Annotated in this window: 8 protein-coding genes and 2 tRNA genes; 6 read left to right on the top strand and 4 right to left on the bottom strand. The window is 68.4% G+C overall.

The window, feature by feature from the left end:
- Positions 1–71 precede the first annotated feature (71 nt).
- Together AC1DBL_RS00630 and AC1DBL_RS00625 are read left to right on the top strand one after the other, a co-directional pair.
- Positions 72–2,192, top strand: a complete 2,121-nt coding sequence (locus tag AC1DBL_RS00630; RefSeq protein ID WP_476892299.1) for an ATP-dependent DNA helicase UvrD2 — start codon at positions 72–74, stop codon at positions 2,190–2,192.
- On the top strand, positions 2,192–2,824 hold the full coding sequence (locus AC1DBL_RS00625; protein ID WP_476892217.1) for a M48 metallopeptidase family protein: 633 nt from the start codon (positions 2,192–2,194) through the stop codon (positions 2,822–2,824). The genes AC1DBL_RS00630 and AC1DBL_RS00625 overlap by 1 nt, the downstream gene beginning before the upstream one ends.
- Positions 2,825–2,904: 80 nt before the next feature.
- Here AC1DBL_RS00625 and AC1DBL_RS00620 read toward each other — a convergent pair whose 3' ends face one another.
- Complete coding sequence (locus tag AC1DBL_RS00620) at positions 2,905–4,356, bottom strand: zinc-dependent metalloprotease (protein WP_441417223.1); 1,452 nt, start codon at positions 4,354–4,356, stop codon at positions 2,905–2,907.
- Between the two features lie 235 nt (positions 4,357–4,591).
- On the opposite strand from AC1DBL_RS00620, the gene AC1DBL_RS00615 reads away from it, so the two are divergent.
- The 4 genes from AC1DBL_RS00615 (at position 4,592) to AC1DBL_RS00600 (ending at position 9,540) form a co-directional block, all read left to right on the top strand.
- Complete coding sequence (locus AC1DBL_RS00615) at positions 4,592–5,821, top strand: YlbL family protein (protein ID WP_476925271.1); 1,230 nt, start codon at positions 4,592–4,594, stop codon at positions 5,819–5,821.
- Positions 5,822–5,980: 159 nt separating this feature from the next.
- Positions 5,981–9,010, top strand: a complete 3,030-nt coding sequence (locus tag AC1DBL_RS00610) for a UPF0182 family membrane protein (protein ID WP_476917076.1) — start codon at positions 5,981–5,983, stop codon at positions 9,008–9,010.
- Between the two features lie 220 nt (positions 9,011–9,230).
- A tRNA-Met gene (locus tag AC1DBL_RS00605) sits at positions 9,231–9,304 on the top strand.
- A gap of 159 nt (positions 9,305–9,463) precedes the next feature.
- A tRNA-Met gene (locus AC1DBL_RS00600) sits at positions 9,464–9,540 on the top strand.
- A gap of 52 nt (positions 9,541–9,592) precedes the next feature.
- On the opposite strand, the gene AC1DBL_RS00595 is transcribed toward AC1DBL_RS00600, so the two are convergent.
- From AC1DBL_RS00595 to AC1DBL_RS00585, 3 genes are all read right to left on the bottom strand, one after another.
- Positions 9,593–11,017, bottom strand: a complete 1,425-nt coding sequence (locus tag AC1DBL_RS00595; protein ID WP_476917077.1) for a cryptochrome/photolyase family protein — start codon at positions 11,015–11,017, stop codon at positions 9,593–9,595.
- A 79-nt stretch (positions 11,018–11,096) separates the two neighbouring features.
- Positions 11,097–11,885 carry a PspA/IM30 family protein gene (locus AC1DBL_RS00590; RefSeq protein WP_476892221.1) on the bottom strand — a complete coding sequence of 263 codons (789 nt, stop codon included), beginning with the start codon at positions 11,883–11,885 and terminating at the stop codon, positions 11,097–11,099.
- 115 nt (positions 11,886–12,000) lie between these two features.
- On the bottom strand, positions 12,001–14,046 hold the full coding sequence (locus AC1DBL_RS00585; protein WP_476917078.1) for a TPM domain-containing protein: 2,046 nt from the start codon (positions 14,044–14,046) through the stop codon (positions 12,001–12,003).
- Between the last annotated feature and the right edge of the window lie 197 nt (positions 14,047–14,243).

Below are 14,243 nucleotides of genomic sequence, written 5' to 3'. Positions count from 1 at the left end.
CAGATATCTTCCAGTCCAGCGCCTTTCCGGCCGGACAGTCCCACGACGGCTCACCCGCCGCTGAAGCTCCGGTGCCGGACGGCCGTTCCCTCGAGGAGCGGATTCTTGGCGGCCTCGACGCCGAACAGCGCGAGGTGGCCAGCACCCTGAACGGGCCCATGTGCGTGCTCGCAGGCGCCGGCACCGGCAAGACCCGCGCCATTACGCACCGCATCGCCTACGGTGTGCACTCCGGCGTGTACAGCCCGCAGCGGCTGCTGGCCGTCACCTTCACCTCGCGGGCCGCCGCCGAAATGCGCAGCCGGCTCCGCGACCTCGGCGTCGGTAGCGTGCAGGCCCGCACCTTCCATGCCGCGGCGCTGCGCCAGCTCCAGTTTTTCTGGCCCCAGGCCGTCGGCGGCGCGCTGCCCAACCTGCTGGACCACAAGGCCCAGATGATCGCGGAGGCTGCCCGCCGGCTGCGGCTCAGCACCGACCGGGCCTCCATCCGGGATCTTGCCTCCGAAATCGAGTGGGCCAAGGTGTCCATGCTCACCCCGGCCAACTACCTGGAAAAGGCCCAGGGCCGTGGCACCCCCGGCGGTTTCGACCTGACCGCCGTCGCCCGCGTGTTCCAGTCCTATGAGGACGTCAAGACGGACCGGAACGTGATCGACTTCGAGGACGTGCTGCTGATCACCGTGGGGATCCTGCAGGAGGACCCCAAGGTCGCCGCCACCGTCCGCGAACAGTACCGGCACTTCGTGGTGGACGAATACCAGGACGTTTCGCCGCTGCAGCAGCGGCTCCTCGAGCTGTGGCTCGGCGGCCGTGACGACCTCTGCGTCGTCGGCGACGCCAGCCAGACCATCTACTCCTTCACGGGCGCCTCGCCGAAGCACCTGCTCGGCTTCAAGGCGCAGTACCCCAACGCCACGGTGGTCAAGCTGATCCGGGACTACCGTTCCACGCCGCAGGTGGTGAAGCTGGCCAACGACCTGCTCGCCGGCCGGCGCAGCGGCGGTCCAGTGGCGGACGCGGCCTGGGCCACGCCGCTGCAACTCGTGGCCCAGCGGCCGGCCGGCCCCGTGCCGCAGTTCACCGAATGTTCCGACGACGAGGCCGAGGCTGCCACCGTCGCCGTGAAGATCCGCGAACTGCTCGACGCCGGGACGCCCGCGAGCCAGATCGCGGTGTTGTTCCGCACCAACGGCCAGTCGGAGGCCTACGAACAGGCACTCGCCTCGGCCGGCATCGGCTACCAGCTCCGCGGCGGCGAACGGTTCTTCGCCCGCAAGGAAGTCCGCGACGCGATCCTGCAGCTGCGGGCCGCCACCCGCGCCGTCGCCGAGACCGCGACGCCGGAGCCCCTGGGTCAGTTGGTCCGCGACATCGTGTCCTCCCTGGGCTACACGGACGCGGCCCCGCACAGCGGCGGCGCCCTCCGGGAACGGTGGGAGTCGCTGGCAGCACTCGTGGCACTCGCCGACGAACTGGTGGTCAGCAGGGGAGCGCAGTTCAGCCTTGCCGACTTCGTGAATGAACTGCAGGAGCGCTCGCTGGCGCAACACGCTCCCACCGTCCAGGGCGTGACCCTGGCCTCGCTGCACGCCGCGAAGGGGCTGGAGTGGGAAGCCGTGTTCCTGGTCGGATTGAGCGAAGGCCTGATGCCGATCTCCTTCGCGGACACTCCCGAAGCCGTGGACGAGGAGCGCCGGCTGCTCTACGTCGGCATCACCCGCGCCAAGGAGCACCTGCACCTGTCCTGGTCCACGGCCAGGACACCGGGCGGCCGCGCCAACCGGAAACCTTCGCGGTTCCTGGACGGGCTTCGGCCCGACTCGGTCGCAAGCTCCTCCGTCCGCGGCAAGGGGGCCGCGCCGCGGCGCAAGGCAGCCGTGCCGGCGTCGTGCCGGGTCTGCGGGAGCATGCTCTCTTCCGGTGCCGAACGCAAGGTGGGCCGGTGCAGCCAGTGCCCGCCGAGCTACGAGGAACAGACTTTCGACGCGCTGCGGCAGTGGCGGAAGGAGACCGCGCTGGAGGCAGACGTCCCCGCCTTCGTGGTCTTCACCGACGCGACCCTGACCGCGATCGCCGAGGCGCGGCCGGAGTCCCTCGAGCAGCTCGCCACGCTGCCGGGGGTCGGCGCGTCGAAGCTGGAAAAGTACGGCGAAGCCGTTCTGGCCGTCCTGGTCGAAAGCTCCAGCCTCTGATGGCCGGCGCCGCCAACACCAGCGTCACCCCGGTGACCACCGCCGACGGCGCTCCCGTGGAGGTGCGCCGCTCGGCCCGGCGGCGCCGCACGGTGGCCGCATTCTGGGAGAACGGCACCGCGGTGGTCGCCATCCCGGCGCATTTCAGCGGCGCCCAGGAGCGCGAATGGGTGCACCGGATGCTGGAGAAGCTCCGCCTGCAGGGCAGCCGCGGCCCCAAGGCCGCCGGCAAGCGCCGGGCGGGCAGCGACGCGGAGCTGGCGGCCCATGCGGCCGACCTTTCCGCCAAATACCTCGGCGGCCGGGCGGTCCCGACGTCGGTCCGCTGGGTGACCAACCAGAACTCACGCTGGGGTTCGGCCACGCCATCGGAGGGAACCATCAGGCTCTCCCACAAGCTGCAGCCGATGCCGCAGTGGGTCATTGACTATGTCCTGCTGCACGAGCTGGCCCACCTCCTGGTGGCCGCCCACAACGCCGCGTTCTGGCGGCTGCTGGCCGCCTACCCGGAAACCGAACGCGCCAAGGCGTTCCTGGAGGGCGTGTCCTTTGCCACCGCCCGCGGCCTGCCGGCCGACCGGGACGACGTCGACAGCGCCGATGTCGAAGACGCCGGTACCGCCGTCCGCTGACGACCCCGGGCACGGGAAAGCCCCGGCCGGAACCGAGGTTCCGGCCGGGGCTTTCCGGTGCCGCTCGCCGAAATAGCCAGTCAGGCCTTGGGGCTGCCGGTGTCGTCCCCGGCTCCGGGCTCACCGCTGGAATCGTCCCCGGTTTCGCCGGTATGGTCTTCGCCCTGCTCCGCCCCGGGTTCAGCCGTGTCGAACCCGCCGCTCAGCAGCTTCTGCAGCGCGTCGTCAACCTCGGTGTCACTGGCCTCGGCCAGCTTGCGGCGTTCGCTGAAGCCCTTCGGATCGTCCAGGTCTCCGGCCGTGGGCAACAGGTCGGGGTGCTGCCAGATGGCGTCCCGGCCTTCCACGCCGCGTTCTTCCTTCAGCTGGGCCCACAGCGTGGCGGCCTCGCGCAGCCGGCGGGGCCGCAGCTCAAGACCGACCAGCGAGGAGAACGCGTGCTCCGCGGGGCCGCCGGTCGCGCGTCGGCGCCGGACGGTTTCGCGCAGCGCCGCGGCCGAGGGCAGCAGCTTCTCCGTTGCGGCGGCCGTGAGTTCATCCACCCAGCCCTCCACCAGGGCCAGTGCCGTCTCAAGCTTCTCGAGGGCCTGGTCCTGGGCGGGCGTGCGCTGCGGCATGAAGACACCCTGCGAGAGTGCTTCCTGGATGCCCTCCGGGTTGCTGGGGTCCAGCTCGCGGGCGAGTTCCTCGATCTTGGAGGTGTCGATGTGGATGCCGCGGGCGTAGGCCTCGATCGCGCCGAGCAGGTGCCCGCGCAGCCACGGGACCTGCACAAAGAGCCGGGCGTGGGCGGCTTCGCGGACCGCGAGGAAGAGGCGGATGTCGTTTTCCGGCAGGCCGAGGCCCTCGCCGAACTTCGCCACATTGGCCGGCAGCAGCGCCATTTCCAGGTCGGCCAGCGGGACACCGATGTCGGTGGAGCTGACCACCTCGGCGGAGAGCGCGCCGATCGCCTGGCCCAGCTGCATGCCGAAAATGGCCCCGCCCATGTTCTGCAGCATCGAGGAGGCGCCGCCCATCATGGACTTCATTTCCTCGGGCATCTGCTCGGTCATGGCGGAGGAGAGCGCGTTGGCGATGCTGTTCGCGACGGGCTCCGTCAGCCGCTTCCACGTCCCCAGGGTTTCCTCGACCCATTCGGCGCGGGACCAGGCCCGGCCGATCAGTCCGGTGGCGGGAAGCTCGGTGACCTGGTCCAGCCAGAGCTCGGCGAGCCGGAGGGCCTCGTCGACTTCGCGGGACTGCGCGGCGGTCACTGACGGGTCGGAGCCGCTGGCGGCCACCCGGCGGGCGTTCTCGTGCGCCAGCTGCCAGTTCACCGGACCGTCGGAGGACGCGCTCATCATGGCCTGGACCTGCGAAAACATCTGGGCCAGCAGATTGGGGTCGTCGGGCAGCCCGGCGGCCTTGGCGAGCTCTGCCGGATCGATGTCCCCCATGCCCTTGCCGCCCATCAGGTTCTGCAGCATTTCTGCCAGCGGATCCTTGGGTTCGTCGTCCCCGTTGGACGGATTGAGTGGGTTAGAGGTCATGATCCCGCCGATCGTCGGTGTGACTGGTGCTCATCTTCACGCTACCCCTCCGTGTGAGCGGCTGTCTCCCGAAACCCGGCCACGTTCGCTGTCGGCAAAGAGCCCCTGCGGTGCCCGAGCGCGTAGTGTTAGAGGCTGGAATATTTGAAGGCTGCGGAGCCGGTTTCGGCCGCAGCCGCAGCGCCCTGATCCGGGCCCCGCAAGGGCCAAGGCGCCGGCATGGAGAGGTCCTTCATTGACGTTTAACCAGGGCGGGCAGCTGCCGGCCGAACCCGCGCCCCGCGACGGCGGCAGCGGTACCCGCAGCGCCGGCGGCAAGCCCAGCCTGTGGTCCCGTTTCGCCGCCGGACGCGGCGCCGCAGGCAGCGGAGGCAGTGCCCCGGGACGGAGGACCCGCGGTGCCAACGGCGGGGGAGAGGACAACCGCTCCTCCACCATGCTCGTCTCCGGCCTGTTGGCGATGGCCCTCGGCCTCGCCGCCATGAGCCTGCCCGTTCCCTATGTGATCGAATCGCCCGGCCCTACGTTCAATACGCTCGGCACGGACAACGGCAAGCCGGTCATCACCGTGGCGGGACACGAGACCTTCCCGGCCAAGGGCAACCTGGACCTCACCACCGTCTACGTCGACGGCGGCCCCAACGGGCCGGTCACGGTCTTCGAAGCCCTGAGCGCGTGGCTGAACGCCGCAAAGGCGGTCTATCCGGAGGAACTGATCTTCCCCAAGGGCGTCACCAAGGAACAGTCGCAGCAGGAAAGCGCGGTCGCCATGACGACCTCGCAGGAGAATGCCGTCGCCGCGGCGCTCAAGGAACTCAGTATCCCGTTCGAGCAGAAGCTGCAGGTTGCCGGGATTCCGGACGACTCGGCGTCGAAGGGCAAGATCCAGGAAGGCGACGTGCTGGTCTCGATCGACGGCAAGCCGATCACCGCGCTGAGCGTTGTCCAGGCGCAGCTCGCGGCGGGGAACGGCAAGCCGGTCACGGTCGTCGTCGAGCGCAATGGCAGCCAACTGCCGCTGACGGTCACCCCGAGCAAGTCCCAGACCGGCCGCTACCTCCTCGGCGTCGTGCTGCAGTACAAGTTCAAGTTCCCGTTCAACGTCAAGATCTCGCTGGACAAGGTCGGAGGCCCCAGCGCCGGCATGATGTTCGCCCTCGGCATCGTCGACACTGTGACCCCCGGTGACCTGACCGGCGGCAAGCATGTTGCAGGCACCGGCACCATCACGCCCGACGGCGCCGTGGGGGCCATCGGCGGGATCAGCCAGAAGATGGTCGGGGCCAGGTCCGGCGGCGCCACGATGTTCCTGGCCCCGGCGGCCAACTGCGACGACGTCGTGGGCCACATCCCGGCAGGCCTCCAGGTCGTCAAGGTGGAGAACCTGGCCGACGCGCGCCGCGCCGTCGAGCTCGCCGCTGCCGGCGGCGACACATCGGGGCTTCCGGTCTGCACCAGCAACTAGACTGACCCCGGAACTAAGCTCAGGCGCCACTCGTGGCACTAATGACGGCCGCTGCCGCCCTGCCGGGCCGGCGCCGGCAGTCGCTAGACTGCAGCAACACGATGCACTTAGACAACTAAAAAACCAGCAGCACTGACGACCAGCTATGAGGTACCGAGTTTGTCCCGTCCCAGCACCGTCCCACCCGGAAGGCCACAGCAACGGCGAGGCGCACTGACGCCGACACTGATTGTTGTCGCCCTGATCGTCGTGGGCTTCATTTTCTTCGCCAATGTCTGGACGGACGTCCTCTGGTACCAGCAGTTGGGCTTTTTTGAAGTCTTCCTGACCGAGAACATCGCACGGATCGCCATCTTCCTGGCCGGCTTCGCCGTGATGTTCGCCGCCGTGTTCTTCGCGATCCGGATCGCCTATATCGCCCGGCCGGTCTACGCACCCGACTCGGACGTCCGCGACAACCTCAACCGCTACCAGGCCCAGCTTGAACCGATCCGCCGCGTGGTCATGATCGGCCTGCCGGTGCTGTTCGGCCTCTTCGCCGGCAGCGCCGCCGCCAGCCAGTGGCAAAAGGTGATGCTCTTCCTCAACCAGGAGCCCTTCGGCCAGAACGATCCGCAGTTCAACCTGGACATCAGTTTCTACCTCATGACCCTGCCTTTCCTGGGCTTCGTTACCGGTTTCCTGATCAGCGTCGCCGTCGTGGCCGGAGTCGCCGGCATCCTCACGCACTACCTTTACGGCAGCATCCGCCTGATGGAGCGCGGCGTCTTCACCAGCCGCGCCGCCCAGATCCACCTCGCGGTCGCGGGCGCGGCGTTCCTGCTGCTGCTTGGCGTCAACTTCTGGCTTGACCGCTACTCCGCCGTGCTGAACAACGGCGGCCGCTGGGCCGGCGCGCTCTACACCGACGTGAACGCGGTCATCCCCACCAAGGCCATCCTCGCCGTCGCCGCCGCACTCGTGGCCGTCCTCTTCATCGTCGCCGCAGTGATCGGCAAGTGGCGCTTGCCGGTGATCGGCACCGCCATGCTCGTGATCACCTCGATCCTGGCCGGCGGCGTTTACCCCTGGGTGATCCAGCAGTTCCAGGTCCGCCCCTCGGAGCAGACCCTGGAGAACGAGTACATCAAGCGCAACATCACCATGACCCGCGCCGCCTATGGCCTGGATAAGATCCAGGAGAAGCGCTACGAGGCCACCACCAAGGCCACCACCGGCGCCCTGGCCCCGGACGCCCAGACCACCGCCAACATCCGCCTGCTGGACCCGAACCTGATCTCGGACGCGTTCTCCCAACTGGAGCAGTACCGGCCGTACTACCAGTTCCCGAGCACCCTGAACGTGGACCGCTACGAGGTGAACGGCAAGATCCAGGACACCGTCATCGCGGTGCGCGAGCTGAACCCGGGCGGCCTGGCCACCAACCAGCAGTCCTGGCTCAACAAGCACGTGGTCTACACCCACGGGTACGGCGTGGTCGCGGCCAAGGGCAACAAGTTCACCGCGGACGGCAAGCCCGAGTTCCTGCAATCGGGTATCCCCTCCACGGGCGTGCTGGGGACCGACACCAGCTACCAGCCGCGGATCTACTTCGGCGAGAACTCGCCGGACTACTCGATCGTCGGCGCTCCGGCCGGTGCCGCGCACCGCGAGCAGGACCGCCCGGCGGCCAAGGAAGGCGACGCCGGAACGCAGTACACCTTCACCGGCAACGGCGGTCCGAACGTGGGCAGCTTCTTCAACAAGATCCTCTACTCGATCAAGTTCCAGTCCTCGGACCTACTGCTGTCCGACGGCGTCAACGCCGAGTCACAGATCCTTTACGACCGGAGCCCGAAGGACCGGGTGGAGAAGGTCGCGCCCTACCTGACGGTCGACGGAAACGCCTATCCCGCCGTCGTCGACGGCAGGGTGAAGTGGATTGTGGACGGCTACACCACGAGCCCGTACTTCCCGTACTCGCAGCAGGAGCAGCTCTCGGACGCCACGCGGGACTCGCAGACCTCGGCCGGCCGCACCGCCGCGCTGCCGAGCAACTCCGTCAACTACATCCGAAACTCGGTGAAGGCCACCGTGGACGCCTACGACGGTTCCGTCACGCTCTACGCCTGGGACGACCAGGATCCGGTCCTGAAGGCCTGGCAGAAGGTGTTCCCGACCTCCCTGAAGCCGTACTCGGAGATGTCCGGCGCCCTGATGAGCCACGTCCGCTACCCGGAGGACCTGTTCAAGGTCCAGCGCGAACTCCTGGGCCGGTACCACGTAACGAACCCGGACAGCTTCTTCACCAACAATGATGCCTGGAGCGTCCCGAACGACCCGACCGTCAAGGAAGAAGGGGTCAAACAGCCGCCGTTCTACATGTCGCTGCAGATGCCCGACCAGGACAAGCCTGCCTTCCAGCTGACGTCGTCATTCATCCCGCAGGTAGTCAATGGCAATGCGCGCAACGTGCTTTACGGCTTCCTGGCCGCGGACTCGGATGCCGGCAACCAGAAGGGCGTAAAGGCGGCGAGCTACGGGCAGTTGCGGCTGCTGCAGATTCCGCCGGAAGCCAACGTCCCCGGGCCCGGCCAGGCGCAGAACAAGTTCAACTCCGATCCCACCGTGTCGCAGGCCCTGAACCTGCTGCGACAGGGCGCATCGGCGGTGCTCAACGGCAACCTGCTGACGCTGCCGGTGGGCGGGGGCCTGCTCTACGTGCAGCCGGTGTACCTGAAGTCGACCGGCGAGACCTCCTACCCGACGCTGCAACGGGTCCTGGTCGCATTCGGTGACAAGATCGGCTTCGCGCCGACCCTTGACGAGGCACTGAACCAGCTGTTCGGCGGCCGCTCCGGCGCCACCGCCGGCGACGCCGCCAACAACGGCCAAACCCCGGCCACCCCGGCCCCGGGAGCAACGCCCCCGGCCACCGGCGGCACGACGGACGCCAAGGCGGAACTGAAAGCGGCCCTAGAAGAGGCCAACGGCGCGATCCAGGCCGGCCAGGCGGCCCTGGCCAAGGGTGACTTCGCGGCCTACGGCGAGCAGCAGAAGAAGCTCTCCGCGGCCCTGCAGCGGGCGATCGACGCAGAGGCCAAGATCACCACGACGACGCCGTCGCCGTCACCGTCGGCCACTCCGTCGCCGAGCGGCAGCGCGTCGCCGTCGTCCACGCCCTCGCCGTCGCCCTCGCCGAGTAAGTAGGCGCCGTCGGCCCGGCAGGCGTTTGCAGGAAGGCCGAAGGCCGGATTCCCCGTTCCGTTCGAGCGGGGGATCCGGCCTTTCGCCTTGGCTTGGACGGGCGAACCGGCAGCTTGCGGGTCCCGTGCGGGCCTCCGGGCAGGGGCCGAGTGACGGATGGGACGCACATCACGCCGCCCCGATTTGGCCTGCCGTTCACCGGCAGGTAAAGTTGATCATGCGACGCGGGGTGGAGCAGTTCGGTAGCTCGCTGGGCTCATAACCCAGAGGTCACAGGTTCAAATCCTGTCCCCGCAACTGAGAAGAAGTCCGGAACACTGGAAAGTGTTCCGGACTTCTTGCTTTAAGTCCTCAGACTGACTCTTTCCTCTGCGCAGCGTCTCGTGATCCATGAGGCGAGCGGTCCGGGCCCGTGGTCGGGGCGGCGGCCAAAGTGCGGTAGTGTTGATCAAGCGACGCGGGGTGGAGCAGTTCGGTAGCTCGCTGGGCTCATAACCCAGAGGTCGCAGGTTCAAATCCTGCCCCCGCAACCAATGGCAGTAATAGCAAAGGCCCGGATCCCAGGATCCGGGCCTTTGTTGTTTCCTAGGCGTCCTTGAGCCGCTGGTAGGTGTCCAGGGCCCGAGCCCGCGACTCGGGCAGACCCACGATCGGGCCCGGGTAGCCGGCCGCGCCGCCGTCGGCCTTCCACGGTTCATGTACCGCCTTGTCGTCGAGGCCGGCAAGCTCCGGAATAAAGGCCCGCAGGTAGCGCCCGGCAGCGTCGAACTTCTTGCTCTGGGTAACCGGGTTGAAGATGCGGAAGTAGGGGGAGGCGTCGGCTCCGGAACCGGCCACCCACTGCCAGTTTGCCGGGTTGCTCGCGGCGTCGGCGTCCACCAGGGTGTCCCAGAACCACGCCTCCCCGAGCCGCCAGTCGGCCAGCAGGTTCTTGACCAGGAACGAGGCCGCTGCCATCCGGACGCGGTTGTGCATCCAGCCGGTCTGCCACAGCTGGCGCATGCCGGCGTCCACCAGCGGGTAGCCCGTGCGGCCCTGCTGCCACGCCTGCAGTTCGGCGTCCGACGGCGTCTGCCAGGCGAAGCGGTCAAACTCGGGGCGGTAGTTGCGGGTGGCCAGCTGCGGGTTCTCGTAGAGCAGCTGCCAGCAGAATTCCCGCCAGCCGAGTTCGGAGCGGAAGATCCCGACGTCGGCCGGTGCGCCGCGCGGGTAACGTTCCCGCAGCGCATGCCAGACCCGGAACGGGCTGATCTCGCCGAAACGCAGGTGCGGGGAGAGCCTGCTGGTGCCTTCGACGCCGGGGACGTCCCTGCCGGTGCCGTACTCGACCGCGGGCCCGTCGAGGAAGTCTTCCAGCCTGCTGTGCGCGCCCGCCTCGCCCGGCGTCCATTCCGCGGCGAGCCCGGCGCTCCAGTCCGGGCTGTGGGGGAGCAGGTGCCAGCTTTCCAGAGCGTCGCTCCCCGGCAGTTCACCGGCCTCGGTCTTGGCCGGCTCGGGGAGCCGCTGCGGCGCGTCCAGCGGCAGTCGGGGCTCCGGTGCGTCGAGGCAGGCCTTCCAGAAGGGGGTGAAGACCTTGTACGGGCCGCCGGAACCGGTCCGCACCGTCCACGGCTCGAACATCAGGCTGGCCTGGAAGCTCGTGGCGTTGATCTCCCGCCCCGCCGCCCAGTCCTTGAGGCCGGCATCGATGGTGCGTTCCGGGCCGCCGTAGCGGCGGTTCCAGAGCAGCCGGGTGGCGCCGGTTTCCTCGGACAGCCCCCGGATGACCTCCTCCGCCGGGCCCCGGCGGAGGAGCAGGCGCGACCCTGCCGCCTCAAGGTCGGCGGCGAGCGACTCCAGCGAGTGGTGCAGCCACCACTTCGCGGCGCCGCCGAGGGGCCGCACGCCCGGCGAAGCTTCGTCGAGCACATAGACAACGGTCAGCGGGTCACCGGACGCCGCAGCTTCCGCCAGGGCGGGGTTGTCGTCGAGGCGGAGGTCATCGCGGAGCCAGACAAGGGTCGAAGACATGGCTCCACGCTACTGGATTGGCGGCCCCCCGACACAGCAAAGGCCGGGCACCCGCAGGTGCCCGGCCCCGCCTCAAGGGTTAGAGCTTGTCGAAGTCGGCTTCCTCAACGGTGGAGCGGGCGGCCGCGCCGTTGCCGGCGCCGAGGGCCGGGGCGGCGCCGCCGGACTTCAGCGCTGCCAGGCGGGCCTCGATCTCGGTCTGCTCGCCGAGGTCCTCCAGGGAGTTGAACTGGGCGTCCAGGCTGGAGGCGGCGAGTTCCTGCTGGCCGCGGACCTTGGCCTCCTCGCGGCGGATCTTTTCCTCGAAGCGGCCCACCTCGGAGGTCGGATCCATGATGTCAATGCTCTTGAGGGCATCGTGCACCTGGGTCTGCGCGGCCGCCGTCTTGGACCGGGCCACCAACTCGTTGCGCTTGCTGGTGAGCTCGTTGAGCTTGCCCTTCATCTGGTCCAGGCCGTGCTTGAGCTTGTCCACGACGTCGGTCTGGGAAGCGATGCTCGGCTCGGCCGACTTCGCCTCGTTCTCCGACGACATCTGGCGCTGCAGGGCCACCTTGGCCAGGTTGTCGAACTTCTCGGCATCCACAATGTCGCCCTTGGCACGGTACTCGTCGGCCTTGCGCGAGGCGGCCAGTGCCTTGTTGCCCCAGTCCTGCGCGTTCTTGATGTCCTCGTTGTAGTCGTCCTGGAGCATGCGCAGGTTGCCGATGGTCTGGGCGACCGCTGATTCGGCCTCGGCGATGTTGTTCGTGTAGTCGCGGACCATCTGGTCCAGCATCTTCTGCGGGTCCTCGGCCTGGTCCAGCAAGGAGTTGATGTTCGCCTTCGCCAGCTGCGCCATGCGGCCGAAAATGGACTGCTTAACCATGGTGTTACCTTTCGTCCTATCCAGTGGTGGCCACTGAATTCGGTGAACAGTGAATGTACCGCTTCTACCCGCCGGCCGGATCGAGTCCGCCGGCGCCTAGTCTGTGACCGGCCAGCTAAAAACTCCCTGAGTCCCCGCCGCCGAAATCGCCGCCGCCGCCAAAGTCGCCGCCGCCCCAACCGCCGCCGGAGTCGCCGCCGCCCCAGCCTCCGCCGCCTCCGCCCCAACCGCCGCCACCGCCGCCGTGCAGGATGGAGTTGATCAGGATGCCACCGAGGATGGCGCCGCCGAGGCCGCCTCCTCCGCCGCCGCCGAACATCCCACCGCGGCCGTAGCCCTGGTTCGCGTACCCGCCGAACTGGTCCACGTCGGCTTGCGCCAGCTGTGCGGCCTGGGCGGCGAGGGAATGCGCCTGCTGCGCGTACTGCAGGGCGGTGACCGGGTCGGTGCGGGAGATGGACAGGGCGTAGTCGAGGTTGCGCTGCGCCTCGGCGAGCCGGGTGCGCGCCTCGGTGCCCACCCCGCCGCGGCGTGCCGTGATGTAGTCGGAGGTCGCGCTGATCTGCGCCTGGGCGGACATGATGCTCTGCTGCAGCGAGGCCTGCGCCCGGCGGGCCTGCTCCTGCTGGTCCCGGATGCCGGTCAGGGCCGTGTCGAGGGACTGGTGGGCGTTCTCCACGCGCTCCAGCGTGGCGATGGGGTCGATCTTGCCGGCCTGGATTTCGGCTTTGACCTGGGCCAGTGCGGCCTCCACCCCGGCGACCGGTCCGGCCAGTTCCGGGTGGGCGCCGGACTGGATCATGGCCCGCGCCTGGGCGAGGTCCTGCGACGTGTCCACGACGGCGGACTCGAGTCCGCTGCGGGCCTCGTCCAGATTGGCCGCCACCTTGGCGATGGCCCCGAGCAGCACGTTGGTCTGGTGCAGGCTCTCCTCGGCGGCCCGGACCGCGACGGCGGCAAGGCTGCCCTCGCCGGCGCTGAGCTTGTCCTGGGCCGTGGTGGAGGCGTTTTGCACAAATGCCAGACGTTCCTTGGCCTGGCTGATGTTGTCCGCGACCTGCGTCAGGGCGCTCTCCGCATATTTTGCCCGGAGCTCGCCCAGCGACTGCTCAGCGGCGGCAATCTTGGCCTCCGCGTCCTTTGCGCCGGTGCCGACGGCCGCCAGAGCCTGCGGGGCGTTCTTCTCAAGCTCCCGCAGGGAATCGAAGTCCGCCTTCTGCTCCTGGAGGGAGGACAGTGCGGCCTCGGAGCGGCGGATGATTTCGCCCAGCCAGGTCCGCTGCTGCTCTTCGGTGTCCGGAATGTGGTCGTCAAGCTGCTGCTGCAGCTTGAACGACTCGCTCATGTGGGCCTTGGCGTCCTGCAGTGCTTTCGTGAAGTTGCCGACGGCGGCGTCGCCGTACTGCGCCTGGGCAAAGCCAAGCTCCTGTTCGCTGGACTTGATGGCGTCGTCCGCTTCGATCAGCAGCGAACCGCTCTTGCGGCGCAGCTCCTCGACGCTCAATCCGGCGAGGGGGTCGAGTTCGGCGCCCTGCGGGCCATAAGCGGTGCCGCCTGCCGCGGCGGTCTTTTTCCGTCGGTTGCGCAGGTAAAGATAGGTTCCCACGCCGCCGGCCGCCACGACGCCGACGCCGACCAGGACGCCGTTCCCGGCGCCCGCAGAGGGGACCGAGCCGCTGCCGCCGCCGGCGGCGTCACCGACTGCCGCGGCGGTGTCAATCGCGGCCTGCGCAAAGTCGCGCTTTCCGCCGGCCAGGTTCGCGACGATCGCGTTCTGGCTGATGGTGCTGGTCTTCGAGTAGATGGCGCTGGCCGAGTTGGGCGAGAAGTAGTACTTGCCGTCGTCGGACATGGCCAGGATGACGTCGGCCCGGCCCATGCCCTTCTTGGTGGCCACGGCCTGTGACCATGACTTGGGGTCGGCCGGGTTCTCGAAGGTCTTTACGGTGACCACGTAAAGGTTGTACTTGTGGTCCTTCAGGAGCTTCTGGATCGCGTCCTGGACCTCGCCCTCGCGGCTGCCGAGCACGTTGCCGCTGTCGACGATGTTCTGCCCGGAAGGAATGGTCACCGGATCTTCGGCGAGGGCAGGAGCGGCGGGGAGCGCCAGCAGTCCGGCCACGCCGAGAACGGCGAGGAATCGTTTCATCATTGACCGCATGTGCAACCCTTCAGCACTTCTGTGACCGGATCGAGCCGAGCCGGTCGTCTCAGAACGCAGCAGCGCCCCCACGCAGGTGTAAAGCCGCAGGTCGCTGTGGCAATTCCATTTGATTCTATGGTGCACCCCAAAGGCCGTCCACCGCCGGGAATATGCCACCAGCGAAACGCGCTGAAGCTGGCGGGACGGGAGGACCC

It is taken from the genome of Arthrobacter sp. 10T44 (genome assembly GCF_056393885.1).
Note: the sequence above shows the minus strand (reverse complement) of the source record. Positions and strands in the feature narration are given on the sequence as shown.

Coding starts and splice junctions, on each gene's coding strand:
- AC1DBL_RS00625 (WP_476892217.1), top strand. CDS start 2,192: ATGGCCGGCGCCGCCAACACCAGCGTCACCCCGGTGACCACCGCCGAC.
- AC1DBL_RS00620 (WP_441417223.1), bottom strand. CDS start 4,356: ATGACCTCTAACCCACTCAATCCGTCCAACGGGGACGACGAACCCAAG.
- AC1DBL_RS00595 (WP_476917077.1), bottom strand. CDS start 11,017: ATGTCTTCGACCCTTGTCTGGCTCCGCGATGACCTCCGCCTCGACGAC.
- AC1DBL_RS00590 (WP_476892221.1), bottom strand. CDS start 11,885: ATGGTTAAGCAGTCCATTTTCGGCCGCATGGCGCAGCTGGCGAAGGCG.
- AC1DBL_RS00585 (WP_476917078.1), bottom strand. CDS start 14,046: ATGCGGTCAATGATGAAACGATTCCTCGCCGTTCTCGGCGTGGCCGGA.